We start from the raw sequence: 24053 nt of genomic DNA on the forward strand, positions 1-24053 counted from the left end.
GTCGCATATGGAACAGCTATCGTGACAAGCGGGCCGACGGGCTTCGCATTAGTCAATCAGCGAATGCACGGCGATGATATGGTCGCGCTGCGGTCCCACGCCGATTGCGGAGATGCGGCAGCCGCTGAGCTCCTCCAAGCGCTTCACATACGCCTGGCAGGTGGCGGGCAGCTCGCTGAATTCATGGCAGGTGGAGATGTCCTCGCTCCAGCCGGGCATCGTCTCGTAAATCGGTTTGGCGGCGGCGAAGGCGGCCTGATCGGTCGGCATATCGTCGTGACGCTCGCCGTCCACATCGTAGGCCACGCAGATCGGGATCTCCTTCAGGCCGGTGAGCACGTCGAGCTTGGTGAGCACGATGTCGGTCAGGCCGTTGACCTGGGTGGCATAACGGTTCACGACCGCGTCGAACCAGCCGCAGCGGCGCGGGCGGCCGGTGGTCACGCCGAACTCGTGCCCCTGCGCGCGCAGCCATTCGCCGGATTCGTCGAACAGCTCGGTGGGGAACGGGCCCTCGCCCACGCGGGTCACATACGCTTTGGAGACGCCGATCACACGGTTGATTTTGGTGGGGCCCACGCCCGTGCCGGTGCAGGCGCCGCCCGCGGTCGGGTTGGACGAGGTGACGAAGGGGTAGGTGCCGTGGTCCACGTCGAGCATGGTGGCCTGGCCGCCCTCGAACAGCACGGTTTTGCCCTCGTCGAGCGCCTTGTTGAGCACCAGCGAGGTGTTGGCGACGTACGGCTTGAGGCGTTCGCCGAGCGCGAGCAGCTCGTCGGTGACGGCGTCCACGTCGATGGCGCGGCGGTTGTACAGTTTGAGCAGCATCTGGTTCTTCTGGTGCAGGCTGGCCTCCACCTTGTCGCGCAGATGCTCGGCGTTGAACAGGTCGTGCACGCGGATACCCACGCGGTTGATCTTGTCCGCGTAGGCCGGGCCGATGCCGCGGCCGGTGGTGCCGATCTTGCGCTTGCCGAGGAAGCGTTCGGTCACCTTGTCGATAGTGCGGTGGTACGGCGCGATGATGTGCGCGCCCTCGCTCACCAGCAGGCGCGAGCAGTCCACGCCGCGGGCTTCGAGTCCGTCGATCTCTTCAAAGAGCACTTCGATGTCGACGACCACGCCGTTGCCGATCACCGGGGTCACGTTGCTGTTGATGATGCCGGAGGGCAGCAGGTGCAGCGCGTACGATTCGTCGCCGACCACCACGGTATGACCCGCGTTGTTGCCGCCGTTGAAGCGGGCGACGTAATCGACTTTCGTGCCGATCAGATCAGTCGCCTTGCCTTTGCCTTCGTCGCCCCACTGGGCACCGATCAGGATGATTCCAGGCATCTCGCACCTCCGCCTTGTGCAGTCGAACGGCGGAAAACCTCACATCTCCCGCCGCCAATACCCTACCCCGAGCCCTAAACCGAGGCCACTCGGAACTACTTGAGGGCGCGGCCGGCGGAACCGAGTTGCTTGCACGCCTCGACCACGCGAGCCGCCATCGCGGACTCCGCCTCGCGCCCCCACGAGCGCGGGTCGTACAGCTTCTTATCGCCCACTTCGCCATCGATTTTGAGCACGGAATCGTAATTGGCGAACATATGCCCGGCGACGGCGCGTGAGAACGCATACTGGGTGTCGGTGTCGATGTTCATCTTCACCACGCCGTGCCCCACCGCCTCGGCGATCTCTTCCGGAGAGGAGCCGGAGCCGCCGTGGAACACCAACGCGAACGGCTTGCCTTCGGGCATATCCGGCAGCGCGCACGACGAAACGGCGGAGGCGGCAAAACTGCCCAACCGCCCATCATGCATGGCGTTCCACACCTCGCTCTGGATCTCGCCCAACAGTTCGGGACGCAGTTTCACCACGCCCGGCTTGTACGCGCCATGCACGTTGCCGAAGGTGAAAGCCGCCATGTATCGGCCGTGCTCGCCCACGCCCAAACGCTCGGCCACGCGCAGGCCGTCCGCCGGAGTGGAATACAGTTTTTCGTTGATTTCGGCCGTGTGGCCGTCCTCTTCGCCGCCGACCGCGCCGATTTCGATCTCCAGCACGGTGTGCGCCTTCACCGACTTTTCCAGCAGCTCGGCCGCGATGCTGAGATTCTCCTCCAGCGGCACGGTGGAACCGTCCCACATATGCGACTGGAAGGTGGGTTCCTTGCCGCGCGCGACCTCGGCCGCCTCGTGCGCAAGCAGCGGACGCACCCACTCGTCGAGGTATTGCTTGGCGCAATGGTCGGTGTGCAGGGCGATGGTGATATGCGGATAACGCGCCGCGACCTCATGCGCGAACGCCGCGAACGCCAGCGAGCCGACCACACGATCGTTCACCGACTGGCCGGAAAGATAGGCGGAGCCACCCACCGACACCTGGATGATGCCGTCGGATTCCGCTTCGGCGAAGCCCTGCAGCGCTGCGTTCAGCGTCTGCGTGCTGGTCACATTGATGGCGGGATACGCGTAGCCGCCGCGGCTGGCGGCGTCGAGCATTTCGGCATAGCGTTCGGAAGTTGCGATCGTCATGCCTCCCATTATCCTCCCGCACAGCGGCAACCACGATAACCCGCTCGCCAATCCACCCATTTGTGCGTGAACTCACACTCATATTGAGGCGGTTTTCGAGTTTGGTGTGTCGGGCCGGAAAGCCTTGCTCAGATAAAACGTTTAATTCTCGAGTTTGGTGTGCGAAATCGGCCGCTTCTGCCGAATCCGACACACCAAACTCGATATGACGTGTATTGGAGAGGAATCTCGGCCGTAGTTGGAACGGCACCGCCGACGAATCTCAAATGCGCAGACAATAGAGAATCCGCGGAAGCCCTGAGAAATGGAGAGAATAGGGGCTTCCGCGGAAAGATTGGATAGTAGGGATAGGGATTAGAGGGCCGGGGTGGCGGAGGGCTGCGCGGCGGCTTCCTTGCGACGGGCGAGGAATCGCTTGATGGCGAGCACTTCGCAGCCGATGAGGGCCAGCGCGATCACCGCCACGGCACCGTAGTAGGCGTACTGCCAGGCCGGGGTCTCCACCTTGGGTTGCCCATCCTCGTACAACCAGCTGTTCACCGCCGTGTAGAGGATGTTGTGCGAGGCGTTGCGCATGGCGATCACCGAGGTGGCGGAGTCATCGGTGATGACGTTCGCGCCTTCGATGGTGGCGAGCATCGCGTCGTTGCCGTTGCGGATGGCCTGGTCGCCGATCTGGTAGCCGAAGCCGCCGAAGTAGTCGGTTTCCACGAATCCACGGAAGCCCCATTCTTCACGCAGCACACCGTTGAGCAGAGCCGAGTTGGCGGAGGAGTATCCGTTGCCCACGTAGTTGAAGGAGGCCATCACCGCGGTGGCGCCGCCGTCCTTCACCGCCAATTCGAAGGGCTTGAGATAGTTCTCACGCATGGTCTGTTCGTCGGCCCAGGTGCACAGCATAGCCACACGGTTGGTTTCCTGGTCGTTAAGCGCGAAGTGCTTGATGAAGGGGTAGACGCCCTTCGCGCGAGCGCCGGCGACCTGCTGGGCGGCCATGATGCCGGAGAGGGTCGCGTCTTCGGAGAAGTATTCGAAGTTGCGGCCGGCGTACGGCGTGCGGTGGATGTTCATGGCGGGCGCATACCAGCCAGTCACATTCATCTCGCGGGCCATGTCGCCGATGGTTTCGCCGAACTGACGGGCCAGCTCCTTGTTGAAGGTGTTCGCCACGCTCACGCCGGAGGGCAGGCCGATGGAGCCGACGCCGGTGAAGTTGTTGTTCAGCGTGGACGGACCGTCGACGTCGCTCTGGCGGGGCTTGTCGATGGAGGCCACTTCGGCGTTGCCATAGCCGGCGAAGGCGATGAGCTGGTTCATCTCGTCGTAGGTGAGTTCGTCGAGCAGCTCGTCCCACAGCGGATCGTCGTAGTCCTTGCCGTACAGCTCGTACAGGCTCACGCCGTTGCTGGCACCAGTGGTCGGCATTTCGTCGGACTCGTCGTTCTCGTTCTCGTAGTTCGAGGCGTTCACGAACGTCGCCTTGTATTCGTCGGGCATGGAGTAGGTGCTCGGCGCGGCTGTGGTTTCCGCCAAGTTCGCGAACTGGTCGGCGCGCGACAGCGTCTCAAAAGTCGGGGCGATGTCGTCGAACTGGTTGGTCACTTCGGTGGCGTCGCTGGAGCGGTGGTTCTCGCCGGAGTAGACGATGGTTTCCGGCACGGTCACGGTCTGTTCGTCGAGCACGGTGTGCGAGTCGGCGTTAATCGAGATCTCGTAGTCGCCGGATTCAAGCACATAGGCGCGAGCATCCTCATAGTCGTACGAGGCCATATCCTCATCCTGGAATTCGATGGTCACGGTTTCGGATTCGCCCGGTTCCAGCTCGCCGGTTTTGGCGATTTCGATGAGGTTCGCAGACGCCTTCTCGATACCACCGTTGGTGTACGGCGGATTGTAGAACACCTCGACCGCATCCTTACCGGCCACGTCACCCGTGTTCGTCACGGTCACATCGAAGCTGATCGTGCCGTCGGAGGCATAGGTCACCTCACCCATCTCCTGAGAGAAGGTGGTGTAGGACAGACCATAACCGAAGGGATACTGCACCACCGCATCGTAATCGATCGCACCTTCATCGGCGGCCGTCTCGTAGAACTTGTAGCCGGTATAGATGCCTTCGACGTAGTTCACGAAGCTGGGCAGCACGTGCAGGTCCTGTCCCGCGAAGGCGGTATCCACGGCGAACTCGTCCATGTTGTCGTACTGGAACTGTCCAAAGTTGTTGTACCACGGCGCTTGGGTGAAGTCGCGCACGAAGGTATCGGTGGCACGGCCGGAGGGATTCACGGTGCCGGCAAGCACTTCGCCGAGCGCGGTGAAACCGGTCTGCCCGGCGGGCGGTGCCCACAGCACGGAGGTGATCTCGTCGTAGCTGTCGACGAAGCTGAGGTTCAGCGGGTTGGCGCCGTTGTAGACAAGCACCACATTGTCGAAGTTCTCGGTGACCAGATCGAGCATGTTCTCTTCGGTCTGGGACAGGTCGAGATACCCTTCGCCTTCCTCGAAGTCGTTGTAGTCGGCCGAGTTGTTCTGGTAGACGGACACGGCTTCGCTTGTCTCACCGGGATCGGTGACGGCGCTTTCGGCGGGGCCGAACTGGCGGTAGGTGCCCATCTTGGTCATATCGGATGGCAGATCGAAGCATTCGCCGCCGGTGCGCGCCAGCACCACAACCGCGGTGTCGGAGAATTCACGCGCGTTGGCGAGCAGATCCTCACCGTAGGATTCCGCGGTGGGTTCGGGAAGCGTCCAATCCTGGGTTCCGGCGCCGTTGACCGGACGGTCCGCACGGTATTCGGTGTAGAAGTCCGACAGTTCCGTATTCGTTTCGATGCCCGCATCGTTGATTCCCTGCAGGATCGAGGTGGTCGGATACTGGTCGTTCATGGAGCCGGATCCGGTACCACCATAGATCGGATTGGTGGAGGCCCAGCCAAACACGTTGACTTTACTGGTCGTCAGCGGCAGACTTCCGTCTTCGTTCTCCAGCAGCACGATGCCTTCGCGTTCAATATCCTCGGCCAACTCCTCGGTCGCCGCGATGGTCTCCTCGGTCAACGTGCCGCTGCCGGACATCAGCGACAGCATGGTGTTGAGTGGTCCGAACAGCATGGTGCTCACAGCCGCGACCATGGCGATTACCGCCACGATCCACGTCTGCGCGTGCGCCATCTTGCGCGCCGCGGTGTTGGCAACGGTTCGTTTGTTCAACGCGAACGTCGCCACCAGCGCCACCACCAGCACGACAGCCATCACAATCAGCTGCGTCTGCACGGAGGCGAGGGTGCTTAAAACATCCGAGATTTCAATTCCCAGCATGCGAATGCTCCTTCATGTCGTCTTCATATCTCCCTTCGCCGCGGTCGCGTCATTGAGGAACGCGCGGTGCGAAGATCCTTGGAATTCCCCGGCTGCAACGCTTGGAATCCTTAGGTGATTTCGACGATATGAGAGGTCGCCGCTCCTCGCGAGCCGAGGTACGGGAGCGGTCGGCGAACGGTCGCGAACGGTTCACGGCCTCCGCTCGAGCTTGCTGGGATCAGGCTCAGCCCACCTTGGGCAGCACGATATTGAGATCGAAAATGCCATCCTGCGCGGTGATGGTCATGTCGCCGCCCAACTGTTCGACGATCATGCGGATGCTTTTCACTCCGTACCCATGGCTGACAGCATCGGCTTTGGTGGTGACCAATTCGCCGTCGCCACCGCGCTTGACCTGATCGTAGTAGTTGGTCACATGGATGTTCACGAAGCCGCCGCGCGTCACGCCGGTGAGTTTCACCACCCGGCGTTCCTCGTCATCCAGCCGCTCCACCGCTTCGATGGCGTTGTCGAGCGCGTTGCCGAACAACGAGTAGATGTTGTAGTCGCTGACGCGTTCCAAGCATCCCGCGTCGACCATGTAGGTGAAGTGGATCGATTTGCGGGCGCATTCTAGGCTTTTCTGCGTGAGCACCACGTCAAGCGCCGCGTTGCCGGTTTTGGCGATGTTGTCGTAGGTTCCCACCGATTCGGCGATTTCGTCGAGCACGGCATGGGAGGCTTGCGCCCCTTCAGCACCGCCATCCACCGTGGACCGCAGACGGGCCACCTGATGTTTGAGATCGTGGTAGCGCACGTTCGTCGTCTCTATGGTGTCTTTCAGCAGTTCGTAGTAGTTCGTGCGCAGATCGTTCATCCGCCGCACGAAGGCGAGTTCGTCGGATAGGCGTTGGTTGCGCGCCAGTTCGGCAAACACCAGCAGGATCATCACGCAAGTGAGTACGGAAACCGCCCTCATCGCGAACAGCGTCGCAGCCGCATGCTCGTCGGTGTAGGCGAAGCTGCTCAATCCGATGGTGACCAGCAGCACGCTGACGACCAGAAAACCCAGACCTCCCGGCGAGAGTCGCACTCCCAATACGTCGAAACGGCGGATATACCACCAGGCGAACGCGCCGTATACGACGGCGAATAATACGATGCGCATCAGCTCGCCGAACGCCCACGTCCGCGCCAACTCCAACGGCAGCATCGCCCTGCCCAAATGTCCGATTTCGACCAGCGCCGCCGCGATATGCTGCAAGGCGTACCCGCAGACGCCGATTTGCGCGGCGACGCGCACCTCGCAACGATAGACGTAACGCAACGCAATCATTGAAGCCAGGAACAACATCCCGAACCGGATCATATGGCGCAAATACAACGCCTGCACACCATCCAGTGCAATCAGACACGCCAACATGCACAGCAGCATCCCCGTCGCAGCCGCGATGGCCCGGCCAAACGGCGGTCGGGGTAGCCAACGCACGGCGAACAACGCTTGCGCCACCACCAGCTCCACGGTGAATGCCCCCAGATTGAATAGACTCAACGGCGTGACGGAGGCGGGCAACCACTCGAGACTCATCACAGCGCGCCTCCCATCGAAGCGGTGACTGCGCGCAAAATCTCCTGCTTTTTGGAGCGGCTGACCTCGATGCTGCTCGACCCAACCGTGACCAGATTGCCGTCGAGCCCGGTGATGTTGTCGACGTTCACCAGGTACCAGCGGTTGCATCGCATGAAATTACCCTGTGCCAGCGCGGCTTCGGCCTGGGCGAGCGTGCCTTTGACGGTGAAATCGCCGTCGGTGGTGTGGTAGGTGATGTAGTGGTTCTGCACCTCCACGTAGTCGATGTGGCTCAGCGGCAGCACCTGCACGGCGCCGCGCGTCACGAGGCGGATGGCGCTCTGCTGGCGGCGCTCCATGCGCAGCAGGGCCTTGCGCATCACCATGTCGAAACTGTAGTAATCCACCGGCTTGACGACGAAATCCAGCGCCTCCACCTCGTAGCCTTTGATGGCAAGCTGCGCCATATTGGTCACGAAGACGAGAATCGTGGCCGGATCGCTTTCGCGGATGACCTGCGCGGCCTTGATGCCGTCGACCTCGTCCATTTCGATGTCCAGAAAAATGATGTCGTACGTAGGCTGATAGTGGTGCAGCAGGGCGACCGCGCTGGGAAACTCCTCGACCGACACGTCCATGCCGTCGCGGTTTTCGGCGAACCGCGTGAGATACCCACACAGCCTCGCACGGGCCTCGACGTCATCGTCAACCACAGCCACCGCAACCATCGCACCCTCGCTTTCCTCGAATCCCAGCTTAACAGCGGACCTCGCACGGCGGCTCGGCTCGCCGACCTACGCGGCGGGAAGGTCGAGACGGTAGCCCATGCCGGGGTCGGTGTGGAGGTATTGCGGGTGGGCGGGGTCGGGCTCGATTTTGCGGCGTAACTGGGAGATGTAGAGGCGCAGGTATCCGGAATCACTGATGTGTTCGGAGCCCCAGATCTCAGTGAGCAGGTCCTGACGGGTGACCAGCCGACCGGCGTTGCGCACCAGCATCTCCAGCACCTTCCATTCGGTGGGGGTCAGCCGCACACGCTCCTGACGGGCGTCCGTGTCACCTACGCTGCGGAACACGGCATGGGCGGCCAAGTCCACGGTCACATCGCCCAGCACGACTTGCGGGGACTGGGCCTCCTGCGCACCGTCCGACTCCTGCGGGATGCGTCGACCCAGCGCGCGGATGCGGGCGAGCAGCTCGTCGATGGAGACGGGCTTGGTCACGTAATCATCGGCCCCTGCGTCGAGCGCGGCGACCTTCTCGCGCGCGTCAGTGCGGCCGGACACCACGAGAATCGGCGCGTCGGTCCAGCCGCGCACGCCTTGGATCACGCCCATACCGTCCATTTTCGGCATGCCAAGGTCAAGCACGAACAGGTCGGGATGCTCCTCGACCGCGACTTGGATGCATTGCACGCCGTCCGCCGCGGTGACGATCTGATACCCCTGCGAGCGCAGGGTGATCCGCAGCGCCTTGAGGAACTGCGGATCGTCGTCGGCCACCAGAATCTTCATCATCGCACCTCCTTCGGGTTCGTACGGACATCATCGACCGCCCCGTCCGGGCCTCCGCCCGCGACGTTCAGCGCGCGGCCCACCAGCCCTTCGAGCACGTCGGCCGAGGCCTCGCCGCGCAACGGCAGCATCACATCGGAGAGCATACCCGACACGGCCATGGTCGAGGCGGGAATGTCGGCCGGCGGGATGGGCTGCCCCAGCCGCAGCGCAGCATCGGCCGCATGCAGCCCGATCACCAGGGTCAGCCCGCCGCCCGGAGTGTCCTCCGCTTCGATCGAACCGCCCATCGATTCGACGAATCCCTTCGACAGCGCCATGCCCAGCCCCAAGCCGGTGGTGTTGTCGGTATCGCCCAGCCGGTGGAACGGCACGAACATGTCGGCCTTACGCTCGTCGGGCACACCCGGCCCACGGTCGGCCACGCGAATCTCCACCATGCCGTTGAACGCGGAGGCCGAGATGCGGATGCGCCCTTCCTCGGAGGTGAATCGCATCGCATTATCCACCACGTTGGCCAGCGCGCGTCTCAGCAGCGGCGGATCGGCCATCACCAGCGGCAGTTGCGGGTCGAGGTCGAGGTCCACCTTGCCCGGCCCGATATGCCGCTCGTCGAGCACGGGCACGATGGCCGCGCCCACGTCGGAGGCAACCATCGCCAGCGGCAGTGCCCCCTCGCGGATGCGTGAGACGTCGAGCAGGTCCGTGACCAGTTTGGTCAGCTGCCCCAATGATTCGTCCGCCACCGCCAGCAGTTCATCGCGGTCCTCCTCGCTGATCGTGTGGCCCATGCGCCGCAGTCCGGAGACCGCCGCGGTGGCCGAGGCCAGCGGACGACGCAGGTCGTGGCTCACCGCGTTGAGCAGGGCCGTGCGCATCTTCTCCGCCGCGGCCAAAGGCTCGACTTCCTGCGCTTTTTGGGCCAGCACATTGTGCTCGAGCACCGTGAGAATCTGCGAGGCGACCGCCATAAGCAGCCGCTGGTCGTTGGCTTCGATGGCGCGGCCGTACAGTTCCAACGTCACGCCCTCGTCACCGATGGCGATGGTGCTGGGAATTGCGGCGTCAGCCTCGTCACCATCCGACGCCAGCACCTCATCACCCCGCACCACACGCACGCGGGTGAAGCCGAAGGCCTCGCGCATGCGCGCCACAATCGCCTCCAAAGGATCGCCGCTGCGCAGCACGGCACCGGAGATGGCGGCCAGCATCTCCGACTCGGCGGACGCGCGCTGCGCCTGCCGCGCCCGCTCGCCGGCCCGGTCCACCACAAACGAGACGATCACGCCCACGGCCACATACAGCAGCATGGTCAGCCAATCCTGCCAATGCGGCATATGCAGGGTGCCGGTCGGCGCGACGTACAGATAGTCGAGCGCAAGTCCGGAGAGCACGGCGGCCATGGTCGCGGGCGCGACGCCGCCGATCAGCGCGGACGCGACCACAATCAGCTGCAGCACCAGCGCGTCGCGTGCGGCGAACATCGGGTCCGAGGCGAACGCCAGCAGTCCGGCCACCGCGGGCACGGCGAAGCAGGAGAACAGGAATCCCGCCGCGATGCGGGGCATGGTCATCGTGCGGCGGGCGCGAGGCAAGCGCCACCGCAGCAGCGTCTGCCGGTGGGCGAACGCGTGGGTGACCACATGCACATCGATATCGCCGGATTTGGAGATGATCTCGTTGGTCGAGGAGGGGCGGCCGAGCCAACGCGAGATCGCGGAGCGGCGCGAGACGCCGACGATGATCTGCGTGGCGTTGTTGGCGCGCGCGAATTGCAGCAACGCGTCGGCGATGCTTTCGCCGGTGATCTGATGGTAGGACCCGCCCAGCTGTTCCACCAGTTCGCGCTGCTGCTCCAGCAGAACGGGGTCGGATCCGCGCAGTCCGTCCTCGCTGGTCACGTGCACGCCCATCAGGTCGCCGCCGCCGGACGCCCGGGCCACGCGAGCGCCGCGACGCAGCAGCCGCTCGCCTTCGGGCCCGCCAGACAGGGCAACGACCACCCGTTCGCGAGTCTCCCATTTGGCGCTGATGTGGTGCTCGTCACGGTAGGCTTTGAGCGCTTCGTCCACGCGCCCTGCCAGCCACAGCAACGCCAGCTCACGCAGGGCCGTGAGATTGCCGAGGCGAAAATAATTGGACAGGGCGGCATCCACCCGGTTCGGCTGGTACACCAGTCCGGCCGCAAGCCGCTCGCGCAGGCCCTCCGGCGGCAGGTCCACCAGTTCGATCTGTGTGGCGGCGCGCAGCACTTTGTCGGGCACCGTCTCGCGTTGCGCGCTGCCGGTGATGCCTCGCACCACATCGTTCAGCGATTCGATATGCTGCACGTTGATGGTGGTGATCACGTCGATGCCCGCGTCGAGCAGGTCCTCCACGTCCTGCCAGCGCTTGGCGTGCACGGAGCCGGGCGCGTTGCTGTGGGCGAATTCGTCGACCAGCGCCACCTGCGGCCCGCGTTCGACGACTTTGAACAGGTCCATCTCGTCAAGCCACATGCCGCGGTAGCGCACACGGCGGCGAGGCACCTGCTCGATCCCTTCGGCGGCCTGCGCGGTGGCCTGCCGGCCGTGCGTCTCCAACAAGGCGATGACCACGTCCTTGCCTTCGGAGCGCAGCCGCCGCCCCTCCTGCAGCATCGCGTAGGTTTTGCCCACGCCAGGCGCCGCGCCCAGCAGCACCCGCAGCGATCCTCGTGTGTTCGCCATCGTCCCGTCCGATCTATCCGGCCTTGCCCACCCCGACTGTACCGCACCATGGACCGCACGATGGGGTGGCGCGTGGGTATTACTCCAGTTCGTCGAGCGCGAGGTTGAGGGTGACGACGTTCGCCACCGGCTCGCCGATGAATCCCAGCCCACGACCGGTGGTGTTGCGCCGCACCAGCTTCTCGACCTGCTCGACGGACAGCCCGCGCGCCTCGGCCACGCGCTCCACCTGGATGGCCGCGTATTGGGGGCTGATATGCGGGTCGAGTCCGGAGGCCGAAGTGGTGACGGCATCGGCCGGTACGTCTCGCACGTCCACACCCTCACGCTCGGCGATGGCGGCGCGACGCTCCTCGACCGAGGCGATCAGCCCCTCGTCCTGATGCCCCTTATTGGTCGCGCCGGAGGCCGCGGCATCGTAGCCGTCACCGGCCGCGGAGGGGCGCGACTGGAAGTATTGGGGCAGCGCGCGGCCGCTCTCGTCGGTGAAGGACTGCCCGATCAGGGACGAACCGACCACCTCGCCCTCGCTGTTGGCCAGCATCGAACCATTGGCTTGGGCAGGGAATCCCAGCTGGCCGATGCCCACCATCAGCAGCGTGTAGGCGATGGCGAGCGCGGTGAACACGATCACCGCCTTGAATCCCGCCCAATAGGTGCGCATATGCAGCGCCAGCGCGTTCTTCATAACAGATACTCCTTTCGTGGGCGAGCCGGCTCACAAGCCGGGGATCAGCCGAATGAACAGGTCGATGGCCCAGATGCCGACAAACGGCGCGATAATGCCGCCCAGGCCATAGATTTTGAGATTGCGACCGAGGATTTTCTCGCCGCTTTCGGCGCGGTAGTCCACGCCTTTGAGCGCGAGCGGAATCAGCGCCACGATGATGGCCGCGTTGAAGATCACCGCGGATAGCACGGCGGACAGCGACGAATGCAGCCCCATGATGTTCAGCGCCGACAACCCTGGAAACCGGTCCATGAACATGGCGGGGATGATCGCAAAGTATTTCGCGATGTCGTTGGCGATGGAGAAGGTGGTCAGCGCGCCGCGCGTGATCAGCAGCTGCTTGCCGATGCGCACGATGTCGATGAGTTTGGTCGGATCGGAGTCGAGGTCGACCATATTGCCGGCCTCCTTCGCGGCCGAAGTGCCGGAGTTCATGGCCACGCCCACGTCGGATTGGGCGAGCGCGGGAGCGTCGTTGGTGCCGTCGCCGGTCATCGCCACCAGCTGGCCCTTCGCCTGCTCGGCCTTGATGTAGGCGAGTTTGTCTTCCGGCTTGGCTTCGGCGATGAAATCGTCGACTCCGGCCTCCTGCGCGATGGCCTTCGCGGTCAGCGGGTTGTCGCCGGTGACCATCACCGTGCGGATGCCCATGGCACGCAATTCCTCGAACCGTTCGCGCAGCCCCTCTTTGACCACGTCTTTGAGTTGGACGACGCCGAGCACGCGCACCGTGCGGCCGGCCGTCTGTTCGGCCACGACCAGCGGGGTGCCACCCTGCCTGGAGACCGAGTCGACCCGGTCGTGCATCGCGTCGATCACGCTTTGTTCGACGGCCGCGCCCTCGGCCGCGATCCACGCTTCGATGGCGGAGGTCGCGCCTTTGCGGATGCGTTCGCCGCCCGGCAGGTCCAGTCCGGACATGCGGGTTTCGGCCGTGAACGCCACCGGCTGCGCGCCGGGAACGTCGTTGAGATGCTGGCCCATGCTGGCGGCGAGCGCCACGATGGATTGGCCTTCGGGGGTGGAGTCGGCCAGCGAGCTCAACGCGGCCGCGCGCACGAGGGCGCTTTGCTCCACGCCGGGCAGCGGGTGGAAGGCCGACGCTTGGCGGTTGCCGTAGGTGATGGTGCCGGTTTTGTCGAGCAGCAGGGTGGTCACGTCGCCGGCGGCTTCGATGGCGCGGCCGGAGGTGGCGAGCACGTTGCGCTGCACCAGCCGGTCCATGCCGGCGATGCCGATGGCGCTCAGCAGCGCGCCGATGGTGGTGGGGATCAGGCACACCAGCAGGGCGAGCAGCACGGTCAGGCTGACGGACGCACCCACCGCTCCGGCCTGCGCGTTGAGGCTCAGCACCACGACGAGGAAGATGATGGTCAGCGAGCTGAGCAGCACGTTAAGCGCGATCTCGTTGGGGGTTTTCTGCCGGTTCGCGCCTTCGACCAGCGCGATCATCTTGTCGACGAAGGATTCGCCGGGCTTTTGGGTGATGCGCACGACGATGCGGTCGGAAAGCACGCGCGTACCGCCGGTGACGGCCGAACGGTCGCCGCCCGATTCGCGGATCACGGGCGCGGATTCGCCGGTGATGGCGGACTCATCCACCGAGGCGATGCCGGAGATGATGTCGCCGTCCCCGGGGATCAAATCGCCCTCTGCGACCACGACCACATCGCCCAACCGCAGATCGGAGGACGGCACCTCCTCGATATAGGCCGGACCATCGCCGTGCTCGGGGCCGCGTGCGTCGGGGTCGGCAGACTCGTCGTAGCCGACGACGCGGCGAGCCGGCGTGGTGGTGCGGGTTTTACGCAACGCGTCGGCCTGCGCCTTGCCGCGGCCCTCGGCCACGGATTCGGCGAGGTTCGCGAACAGGACGGTCGCCCACAGACAGACCGCGACCAGCCAGGTGAAGTAGATCGGCTCGCCCTGGCGCATCTCCACGTCGAAAATCTGCACGATGCCGACCAGCGTGAGGAACACGGCCCCCACCCAGACGATGAACATCACGGGATTGCGCCACATGACGCGCGGATCGAATTTACGCAACGCGGTTATCATCACATCACCAAACCTTCCGCCAACGGGCCCAACGCAAGCGTCGGGAAGAACGTCAGCGCGGAAACGACCACAATTACAAACACCAGCAGGAATACGAACAGGGCGTTGTCGGTGCGCATCGTGCCCACGGTGCGCGGCACCGGCTCCTGGGCGGCGAGCGAACCCGCCAGGGCGACCACCAGCACGATCGGCACGAAGCGTCCGAGCAGCATCGCCAACCCCAGCGCGGTGTTGAACCAAGGGGTGTCGGCACCCAAGCCAGCGAAGGCGGAGCCGTTGTTGTTGGCGGCGGAGGTGAAGGCGTAGACCACCTCGGTGAAGCCGTGGTTGCCGGTGTTGTTCAGCGAGCCCGCGACCGACTCGCGCACGGCGGGAACGGCGAAACTCAAAGCCACGCCCGTAACCACCAGCACCGGCATGACGAGGAAGTAGAGCGAGGCCATCTTCATCTCGCGTGGGCCGATCTTCTTGCCGAGGTATTCCGGCGTGCGGCCCACCATCAGGCCGGCGATGAACACGGCCACGATAGCCATCACCAGCAGGCCGTACAGGCCGGAGCCCACGCCGCCGGGGCTCACCTCGCCGAGCATCATATTGAACAGGAGCATCATGCCGCCGAGCGCCGTGTACGAGTCGTGCATGGCGTTAACCGCGCCCGTGGAGGTGGAGGTCGACACGGTGGAGAACAGGCTGGACCAGACCACGCCGAAGCGACTCTCCTTGCCTTCCATCGAACCGCCGGCCAACAGCGTGAGCGGGTCGGCGGAGAACGATTCGAAGCACACCAGCGCGAGGAAGGACGCGGCGAACAGGGCCGCCATCGCGCCCAGCAGCGCCCTGCCTTGGCGCACGTCGCCCACCATGCGGCCGAACGTGCGGGTCAGCGCGACCGGAATCGCAAGCATAAGCAGAATCTCGACGAGATTGGTCCACATATTCGGGTTCTCGTACGGGTGCGCGGCGTTCGCGTTGAAGAAGCCGCCACCGTTGGTGCCGAGCTCCTTGATGACCTCCTGGCTGGCGACCGGGCCCTGCATGATCGTCTGGGTCGTGGTGCCGGAGACGGTGGCCGTCTCGACGAAACCCGCGAGATTCTGCACCACGCCGAGCGCGATGAGAATCGTGCCCATCACCACGCAGATCGGTAGCAGCACGCGCGTCACGCAGCGGGTCAGGTCAACCCAGAAATTGCCGATGGTCGCGGATCCGCGCCATGCGAAACCGCGCATCAGCGCCACGGCCACGCAGATGCCGACCGCGGCGGAAACGAGGTTTTGGGCGGTCAGGCCGGCAATCTGCACCGCGTAGCCCAGCGTGGCTTCGGGCGAATAGGCCTGCCAGTTCGTGTTGGCCACGAAGGAGACGGCCGTGTTGAACGCGAGCGGCGCGGGCACGTTGGCGTTGCCCAGCGAGTACGGCAGCCAGGCCTGTACGCGCTGCAGGGCGTAGAGCGCGAGCAGACCCACCAGCGAAAAGGCGAGGATGGCGCGCAGATAGGCCTTCCAGCTTTGGCTTTTCCTGGGGTCGACGCCGATGACGCGGTAGATCGCGCGTTCGGCGCGCAGATCGTGTTCGGCGGTGAAAACATGGAATATATAGTCGCCCAGCGGGTTGGCGAGCGCGGCGAGAAGCGCCACGACCAGCGCGAGGGCGAGCAGCGCGTATACGAGCACCATGGCCGCTACGCTTTCAGAATCGCTCCGGGCGGCACAGGGCGTAGAGCATGTAGGCCACGCCCAGTACTCCCCCGACCACTCCGGCGGCGGTGAATACTGCGAGGATCATAGCCGGTCCACCGCCTTGCCCAACGCATCCAACGCGGCGAACAGAACCACCGCGCCCACCACATAGGCCACATCAAGCCACCATGGCATCGTTCTCTCCATTCCATCGAGCGCCTACCATCAGGCGCTTTGCAGCATTCAGCCTAGGCGCGAGGCGCGGGGTGTGGAGGGAAACTAACGGAACCCATACGGGCGTGGAGATAACCCTAACGTTTTGCTAACGGCGGGGCGTGCAGCAGCCGCTTCAGCCGCGGTTGGCGCGCCAGTTGAGCAGCGAACCGGCGACCACCAGCACTGCGCCGCACCAGAACGGCAAGGACAGCGACAATCCCAACAGCAAGGCGCTGGCGGCGACGGAAAGCAGCGGTGTGGCATACGAAGCCACGGCGAGTTTGCTCAGACTGCCGTGCAGAATGCCGTATCCCCAGCAGGCGTAGCCGCCGGCGATCACCGCGGCCGCGGCCGGCACGGCCAGCCAGGCGCCGACCTGCGGCATAACGTCAGGCATCCCCTCGCCGGAGGCAAAGTGGATGACCCACAACACCACGGCCACACAGGGGAAGAACACGGAGGTGCCGTCCTGCCCTTCGGACAGAACCGGTGTGATCACGGCGTACACGGCCCACGCGAACGCGCCCGCGAAGGCGAGCAGATAGGGCAGCGGATTCGAGGCGACGTTGGCGGCGGCGACTTGCCAGTCGAGGCCGCTGTTGCCGCCGACGGACAGCACCACGCCGCAGGTGGCGACGACCGCGCCCGGTAGCACGCGCCAGACCGCGCCTTTGGCTCGAGGTTTGGCGAGGGCGGCGGCGAGCAGCACCATCATCGTGGGCCATAGATAGTTGACAAGGCTGACTTCCACGGACTGCGTGGCCGTGGAGGCCAGGCCGATCGACAAGGAGATCGCCGTCTCGTAGAACACGAACAACGCGCCGCCGATAAGCAGGTAACGCTTGGGATACGCCTTTAAAGGGGCGGGGCGATGGAAGATCATCAGCAGCACCACGCCGGTGGTGTATACCATCGCCGTGCCGAGCGTGGCACCGAAAGCGTCGGTCACGATACGTACCAACGCGACCATCAGGCTCCACAACAGAATCGCCAACAGCCCCACCGCGGTCGCCCGCGAAGAAATCACATGCCGACGCCCGTTCGCCAGCTCGCCCAGTGACTCTGACGCCTCCACCTTGCCCGGTTTGCCTGACTCGTCCGTCTTGACCGGCCCATTCGTCTTGTCCAGCTCATCCACCTTGCCCATGCTGCCCTCTTCGTCGCACCACCACAATTTGCCAATACGCACGCTAGACAATCGCCAAGACGCTTACGCAACGAGCCACGCCGGCAGGAGACATCACCTCGGAATAGATTGTGGCCACCACGCGTTCACGAGGCAGCTTTCATCAGATTTCATCTAACGTTTCTTGTGAAAAATGGCCGGATCAGGCCGATTTGAAGTGGAGCGGATGACGGGAGTCGAACCCGCCTCTAAAGCTTGGGAAGCTTTCGTTCTACCGATGAACTACATCCGCAGATGTCGCCAACCGCAAGCGCGGCCGCGCACAAGCAGACAGTCTACCACGAGTTGGCGAGGCGCGGCATATCCTCCCAGAACATGTCGAAGGCAACCGCCCGCAGGATGCGGAGGCGTTGCCCGGCATCATCGACGACCTCAAAAACAAGACACTCAAAGCGCCGCCATCGACCAGTTTCTGGCGATATGGGCTAAGAAACGAAAAACCGTCGTTCCACACCGTCTCAGAGAAGACGATGCGAAACGACGGCCAACGCTGTCAACGACCTGCCATCAGATGGTGACTCGCCACTTGTGGCCCCACCGGGCGATCACAGGGACGAATCCAGCCGTCGAGACATACGCCGCATAAGCCACGGCGATGGAGTAGTTCGCACATATTTTGCTAGGTGGAAGGCTCATGATCATCGCCGCCGTTCAACCGATCAGAACTTGTGCGCGTTGACGTAGTCCCAATCGACCTCCAGGCCGTGGCCCGGAGCGGTCGGCGGAACCCAGTAGCCATGATCGATGCGGTTCTGGTCCTTGAAGATGCCCAGGCGGGTCCACGTGCCGCCGTCGGTCATCTCGGAGGCATAGATGTTCGGGATGCAGCTGAGCAGCGAGGCGCTCAGTTCCATCACGAAGTGCGGCGTCATGGGCAGGTTGTGCGCGCGGGCGGCCGCGGCGATATCGAGATAGCCGGTGATGCCGCCGACACGTCCCAGATCGGCCTGCACGTAGTCGCAGGAGCCCTGCTCGAAGTGCTGGTTGAACTGGTTGAGCGTGTAGGTGTTCTCACCCAGGGCAATCGGGGTGTTCACGCGCTCGCGCAGCACCTTGTGTCCGACGATGTCGTCGCTGGGCAGCGGCTCCTCGATCCACAGCAAGTTGAGGTGGTCGAACTTCTTAAAGGCACGCAGCGCGGCGGGCAAAGACCAGCCCTGATTGGCGTCCACAGCCAGCGGGAATCCGGGCACGGCTTCCTGAATCTTGGTCAGACGCTCCACGTCCTCCTCGATGTCGGGCTTGCCGACCTTGACCTTGGCGCAGACATAGCCTTCGGCCTTCCAACGCTTGACCTGCTCGATAACCTCTTCAACGGTCAGGTTCAGGTTGATGCCGGAGCCGTACAGCGGCACGCGGTCGCGCACCTTGCCAAGCAGATCGTACAGCGACACATCCAGAGACTTGGCGAGCAGATCCCAGTAAGCGATGTCGAGCGCGGACAGGGCGTGGGTGGTGACGCCGGCGCCACCGACATCGTGGATGTACTTGTAGGAGCGTCGCCACAGTCCCTGCGGGGACACCTTGAGACCGATCACATCGGGGATGATCTCTTCGTCAAGCTGCGCGATGGTGGCGCCACACCAGCCGGAGGTGTGGCTGAAACCCACGCCGGTCAGACCGTTGGAGCCCTGCACCTCGGCGATAACGACCTCGATGTTCTCCACATGGTGGATCTGATCGCCCCAAGGTCCTTCGGGCAGCGGCACGCGGGTCGGGGTGAGCTTGATGCTTTCGATGGTGGGGATGTTGCTCATGATGTTCTCACTTTCTGTATTGATTGCGTATAGCTTTGGGTTGTTATGGATCGCCCATACGGCGGGATGGCCGCGATGGGAACGATTTTTATTTATTCGGCCTGCGCCTGATCCTTCTTCGAGACGGACCCTGCGGATACCGCATGGTCGAACACTTCCGGCAGCACGAAAGTGGCCGCGAGGAAAGCGATGGCGGGGAAGATCATGACGATCAGATCGGCCTTGACCACACCGAGGGTCTCGAACAGCGTCGGGAACACCCACAGCGTGACGAACGAGGCCAGCTTGACGAAGGTGTAGGCGATACCGGAAGCGGCGCCACGGTAAGCGGGCTTGGCCACAAGCGAAGCAACGGTCTGGCCGCTTTCCGAGGACCAGTAGTGACCCCACAGCATGACGCCCGAGCCGAGGATGATGACGACCATCATGCTGTTCGCGATGCCGATCACGGAGATGAGGATGCCGACGAACACCAAGCCGAAGCCCCACTGGCTCAGTCCCTTGTGCCCGACCTTGGGCAGAAGCAGCGGACCGACGAAAGCGGAGATCGAAGCCAGCACGTAGACGGCGAACATGGCGAGATTGTTCTGCACCAGCGTCGCGATGCCGAGGCCGGCGAGGATGGTCGGCAGATAGAAGGAGAACGAGTAGTTTTCCAGAGCCTGCACGAAGTTCGAGGTCCACGCGAAGATGGTGCTGCGACGGGTGAAGCTGTCGGAGAACAGATCCTTGATGGTCTCGGCCCAAGTCGGATGCGGGATGGCCACATCATTGTCCGGAACGATGCCGGCCAGGCAGTCGTTGCCGTAGTAGTCGGCGGCCACCTTGCGGGCTTCCACGAAGCGACCATGCTCGACGTACCACGTCGGCGTCTCAGGCAGGTTATGACGGGCGAGGAGCAGCAGCACCGCAGGAATGGCCGGCACGGCGAGCACGATGCGCCAGGTGACGTTCGGGTCGAGGCTGCCCAGCTCGAAGCAGGTGACGAGGAAGATGGCGCACAGGATGCCCAGCGAGAACATGAACTGCCAACGATTGGCCATAACCTCACGCTTGCCCTTGGGCATGATCTCCATCATGTAGGTGAAGCCGTTCGCAACATCCGCGCCGACCGGAATACCGGCGATGCAGCGGATGATGGCCAGCACCTCCATGCTCGGCGCCATACCTTGGGCCACGGCGCACACGGCGAACATCGTCATGGAAGCCATGAAGATGTTACGGCGGCCGTATTTGTCGGTGAGCCAACCGCCGAGAATCGCGCCTACGATGGCGCCCAGCTGGGTGCCGGCGGAGGTGAAGCCCAGCAGACCAGCGCTCGGGTTAAACACATCCCTCAGATGCGTCATGATGAACGACATCGAGTAGATATCCCAGCTCTCGATGAGCAGGGCCGTGACCATCAGCCATCCGGCTTTGGATGATTGTTTGGCCTCCTGACGATCGAGCACGGCCTTCGCCCGCTCGATCGTGTCGTATATGGCTAGATTGCCAGCTGCCATTGCACACTCCTTCGTGCAGGACGATCTGCAGAACAGACCGTCATTCCAAGTGGTTGTGCGGCATTCCTTCGTCTTCACTGTCCCGGAACACCACGGTTATTTTTTGCGTATACGTGTGATATATTAGAAGTCGTCGGACAGGATTTGTCAACTCGACGACACACCGAGCCACCGATGCCCCGACAAAAACGACCCACACGCGGCACCTATGCCGCCAACGATGGCGGACACGCCACCCGCGTGTTTTCCGCACAAGAAAGGAAAGAGACCGTGACAGCATTCACCTGGTCCGAGCTCGACACCCGAGCAGTCAACATGGCCAAAGTTCTGGCCGCCGACGCCGTGGAACACGCGGGACATGGTCACCCCGGCTCCGCCATCTCATTGCAGCCAATCACCTACACCCTGTACCAGCATTTCCTCCGGCACGACCCGGCCGACCCGCAGTGGCCCGGCCGCGACCGCTTCATCCTCTCCGGCGGACACGCCTCGCTCGCCCAATACATCCAGCTGTACTACGCCGGATATCTCACGCTTGACGACCTGAAGAACTTCCGAGGCGATGCGAACACCCGCACCCCCGGGCATCCCGAATACGGCCTGACTCCGGGACTGGAAATCACCACCGGACCGCTTGGGCAAGGCCTCGCCTCCGCCGTCGGATTCGCCTATGGCCAGCGTTACCAGCGCGGTCTGCTTGATCCGGACGCCCCGGCCGGCACATCACCGTTCGACCACAACATCTGGGTCGTATGCGGCGAAGGCGACGTCGAGGAAGGCGTCTCCGGCGAGGCGAGCTCGCTGGCGGGCAACCAGGACCTCGGCAACCTGTTCGTGATTTTCGACGCCAACCATATCCAAATCGAAGGTGAGACGCAGATCGCGTTCGCCGAGGATGTGCTCAAGCGCTACGAATCCTACGGCTGGTATACCGACGAAGTGAGTTTCATCCAGCCCGACGGCTCCTACAAAGAAGACGCCGAGGCGCTGGCCGAGGCGCTGCACAAGGCCGAGCAGGTCACCGACAAGCCGCACTTCATCAAGGTCGATACGCTGATTGCCTGGCCCACGCCTGGCAAGATCAACGACCCCTCCACCCACGGCGCATTGCTGGGACCGAAGGCAATCGCCGACCTCAAGGAACTGCTCCACTTCCACCCCGACCAGGACTTCCAGGTGGAAGCCGACGTGCTGGACCGCACCCGCGAAGTCGCCAAACGCGGTCAAGCCGCCCACGAGGAATGGAACCACCGTTACACCGCGTGGCGCGAAGCCAATCCGGACAAGGCCGCGCTCTACGACCGACTGGTCGCCGGCGAACTTCCCGAAGGATTCGATCAGGCCATTGACGAGCTCGAAGAAACCTACCGCGTGGGCAACGAAGTCGCCACGCGCATGGCGTCCGGAGCCGTTATCAACGCCATCGCCCCGGTGATGCCGGAACTGTGGGGCGGTTCCGCCGATCTGGGTGGGGCCAACCTGACCGACATCGACGGCGCAACCTCATTCGCCCCGGCGCGATACGCCACCCCCCAGCACCCTCAAGCCACGCCTTACGGTCGTCAGATGCACTTCGGCGTGCGAGAGTTCGCCATGGGCGCCATCACCAACGGCATCCTGCTCGGTTCGCTCACCCGCCCGTTCTCCGGCACATTCTTCCAGTTCGCCGACTACGAGCGTAGCGCCGTGCGTCTTGCGGCGTTGATGGACATCCCGAATCTGTATGTGTGGACGCATGACTCCGTCGGCCTGGGCCAGGATGGTCCTACGCACCAGCCCGTAGAGCATCTGGCTGCCTATCGCGCCATTCCCAACCTGGACGTGGTGCGTCCGGCCGACGAATACGAAACCGCCGAAGCCTATCGCTACTTCTTCGAAAAGCCCACCACGCACCCAACCGCCATGGTGCTCAGCCGCCAGCCGCTGCCCACGTTGGCCGCCACCGCCGAAAAAGCCCGCGAAGGCGTTAAGCACGGCGCCTACACGTTGGAGGAAGTCGAAGGCACGCCTGACGTGATTCTTATGGCCACCGGTTCGGAAGTGCAGGTGGCCTTGGAGGCCGCCAAAACGCTGACCACCGAGGGAATCAAGGCTCGCGTGGTCTCCATGCCGTCCATGGAATGGTTCGATCAGCAGAGTGCCGAATACCGCGACTCCGTGCTGCCCCCGAACGTGTTCGCACGCGTGTCGGTCGAAGCCGGATTGGCCCAGCCGTGGCACAAGTACCTCGGATCGTTCGGCCGGGCCGTTTCCGTCGAGACCTTCGGTCTGCAAGGCGAAGGCCTGCAGAACCTCAGGGACCTCGGAATCACCGCCGAGCATGTCGTCGAGGAGGCCAAGGCCTCGATCAAGGCGGCCTCCATCATCGGCTGACATCTCCCAACCGGCTGACATACCGACCAACCAACCAGTCAGCCGAAGGCCAGCCATTCGCGCCCGGCACCGCCTCATCGCGGGCCGGGCGCCTTTATGCAACTGCGTGCAAACAGACGGCATTCTGCGCAAACCATCGAGATATACTCGAGATATACTAAGTTTCTGTTGTTTCTCGATAACCGCAATCAGCGCCGGATCTTCATGCGGCATGAAAAGGAGGGCCGTGGTGGGTCAGAACAAGCGCGACATCGCCTATGAGTATCTGCGCAAACAGATTGTGTTCTGCACGCTCAAGCCAGGCGATTTCATCGACGAACGGCAAATCACCGAACAGCTCGGCATCAGCCGCACCCCCGTACGCGAGGCTATCACCAAGCTTGCCGAGGAAAATCTTGTCACTATCTTTCCCCGCAAAGGCATCGTCGTCAGCCAGATATCATTCAGTGACCTGCGCGAAATGATCGAATGCCGCCTGCTTGTGGAGCCTTATCTGATACATCAGACGTTCGCCCAGCTGGACACCGCGGCATTGCAGGCGCTCCGTGACAGAGTCGAGGAAAAGGGCTCGGCCACCGGCGTCGACGCGGATGCCATCGAAGACGATTTCGATTATGCCTTCCACATGTACTTCGCCAAACGCGCGGGCAACCATTATCTGGAGGGGCTCATGTCCACGCTGCTGGCGCTCAGCCAACGCAGCCGTATTTTCCTGCCCTGGTCGCCGGAAAGAGTGTCCGAAGCCTCCAACGAGCACATCGCAATCATCGATTGCGCATTGGCCGGCGATGAGGAGGGCACAACCGAGGCGATCCGCGCACATCTCATCCACTCACGAGACGCCTATACGCAGGTATTCAAATCACACAGCGATTTCTTCCGCATCTGAAATCGGTCGGCGTGGATGGAATACAATGAGCAACACAATCTGCGACACCGCG

Annotated in this window: 15 protein-coding genes and 1 tRNA gene; 2 read left to right on the top strand and 14 right to left on the bottom strand. The window is 63.4% G+C overall.

Features of this window, described 5'->3' with window-relative positions; translation table 11 throughout:
• Positions 1 to 48: 48 nt before the first annotated feature.
• The 14 genes from AC1AV0_RS04095 to AC1AV0_RS04160 all read right to left on the bottom strand — a co-directional run bounded on the left by AC1AV0_RS04095 (position 49) and on the right by AC1AV0_RS04160 (position 20739).
• The gene (locus tag AC1AV0_RS04095) at positions 49 to 1335 is read right to left on the bottom strand and encodes an adenylosuccinate synthase (protein WP_476571359.1); all 1287 of its coding nucleotides are present in this window, start codon (positions 1333 to 1335) and stop codon (positions 49 to 51) included.
• Between the two features lie 95 nt (positions 1336 to 1430).
• The gene (gene fbaA, locus AC1AV0_RS04100) at positions 1431 to 2519 is read right to left on the bottom strand and encodes a class II fructose-bisphosphate aldolase (protein ID WP_476571361.1); all 1089 of its coding nucleotides are present in this window, start codon (positions 2517 to 2519) and stop codon (positions 1431 to 1433) included.
• Between the two features lie 354 nt (positions 2520 to 2873).
• On the bottom strand, positions 2874 to 5837 hold the full coding sequence (locus tag AC1AV0_RS04105; protein ID WP_476571363.1) for a glycoside hydrolase family 3 N-terminal domain-containing protein: 2964 nt from the start codon (positions 5835 to 5837) through the stop codon (positions 2874 to 2876).
• 226 nt (positions 5838 to 6063) lie between these two features.
• Positions 6064 to 7407, bottom strand: coding sequence for a sensor histidine kinase (locus AC1AV0_RS04110; protein WP_476571365.1), 1344 nt, complete (start codon positions 7405 to 7407; stop codon positions 6064 to 6066).
• Complete coding sequence (locus tag AC1AV0_RS04115; RefSeq protein WP_476571367.1) at positions 7407 to 8117, bottom strand: LytR/AlgR family response regulator transcription factor; 711 nt, start codon at positions 8115 to 8117, stop codon at positions 7407 to 7409. The genes AC1AV0_RS04110 and AC1AV0_RS04115 overlap by 1 nt, the downstream gene beginning before the upstream one ends.
• 66 nt (positions 8118 to 8183) lie before the next feature.
• Positions 8184 to 8906, bottom strand: a complete 723-nt coding sequence (locus AC1AV0_RS04120) for a response regulator transcription factor (RefSeq protein WP_476571369.1) — start codon at positions 8904 to 8906, stop codon at positions 8184 to 8186.
• Complete coding sequence (locus tag AC1AV0_RS04125) at positions 8903 to 11611, bottom strand: ATP-binding protein (protein WP_476571371.1); 2709 nt, start codon at positions 11609 to 11611, stop codon at positions 8903 to 8905. Before AC1AV0_RS04125 ends, AC1AV0_RS04120 begins: the two co-directional genes overlap by 4 nt.
• A gap of 79 nt (positions 11612 to 11690) precedes the next feature.
• A complete protein-coding gene (gene kdpC, locus AC1AV0_RS04130; protein WP_476571373.1) occupies positions 11691 to 12299 on the bottom strand; it encodes a K(+)-transporting ATPase subunit C in 609 nt (202 codons plus the stop codon).
• Positions 12300 to 12329: 30 nt separating this feature from the next.
• Entirely contained in the window at positions 12330 to 14399 is a 2070-nt protein-coding gene (kdpB, locus tag AC1AV0_RS04135; RefSeq protein ID WP_476571375.1) for a potassium-transporting ATPase subunit KdpB, read from the bottom strand.
• Positions 14399 to 16075 carry a potassium-transporting ATPase subunit KdpA gene (gene kdpA, locus AC1AV0_RS04140; protein WP_476571377.1) on the bottom strand — a complete coding sequence of 559 codons (1677 nt, stop codon included), beginning with the start codon at positions 16073 to 16075 and terminating at the stop codon, positions 14399 to 14401. The genes kdpB and kdpA overlap by 1 nt, the downstream gene beginning before the upstream one ends.
• Before the next feature lie 352 nt (positions 16076 to 16427).
• Entirely contained in the window at positions 16428 to 17441 is a 1014-nt protein-coding gene (gene yddG / locus AC1AV0_RS04145) for an aromatic amino acid DMT transporter YddG (RefSeq protein ID WP_476571378.1), read from the bottom strand.
• Between the two features lie 197 nt (positions 17442 to 17638).
• A tRNA-Gly gene (locus tag AC1AV0_RS04150) sits at positions 17639 to 17712 on the bottom strand.
• A 427-nt stretch (positions 17713 to 18139) separates the two neighbouring features.
• Positions 18140 to 19237 carry a mandelate racemase/muconate lactonizing enzyme family protein gene (locus AC1AV0_RS04155; protein WP_476571380.1) on the bottom strand — a complete coding sequence of 366 codons (1098 nt, stop codon included), beginning with the start codon at positions 19235 to 19237 and terminating at the stop codon, positions 18140 to 18142.
• Positions 19238 to 19329: 92 nt separating this feature from the next.
• On the bottom strand, positions 19330 to 20739 hold the full coding sequence (locus AC1AV0_RS04160) for an MFS transporter (RefSeq protein ID WP_476571382.1): 1410 nt from the start codon (positions 20737 to 20739) through the stop codon (positions 19330 to 19332).
• Positions 20740 to 21009: 270 nt separating this feature from the next.
• Here AC1AV0_RS04160 and tkt point away from each other — a divergent pair, with 270 nt between their 5' ends.
• Together tkt and AC1AV0_RS04170 are read left to right on the top strand one after the other, a co-directional pair.
• Complete coding sequence (gene tkt / locus AC1AV0_RS04165; protein WP_476571384.1) at positions 21010 to 23112, top strand: transketolase; 2103 nt, start codon at positions 21010 to 21012, stop codon at positions 23110 to 23112.
• Positions 23113 to 23341: 229 nt separating this feature from the next.
• Complete coding sequence (locus AC1AV0_RS04170) at positions 23342 to 24001, top strand: GntR family transcriptional regulator (protein WP_476571386.1); 660 nt, start codon at positions 23342 to 23344, stop codon at positions 23999 to 24001.
• The last annotated feature ends 52 nt before the right edge of the window (positions 24002 to 24053 follow it).

The sequence above is a fragment of the Bifidobacterium sp. LH_558 genome, assembly GCF_056356295.1.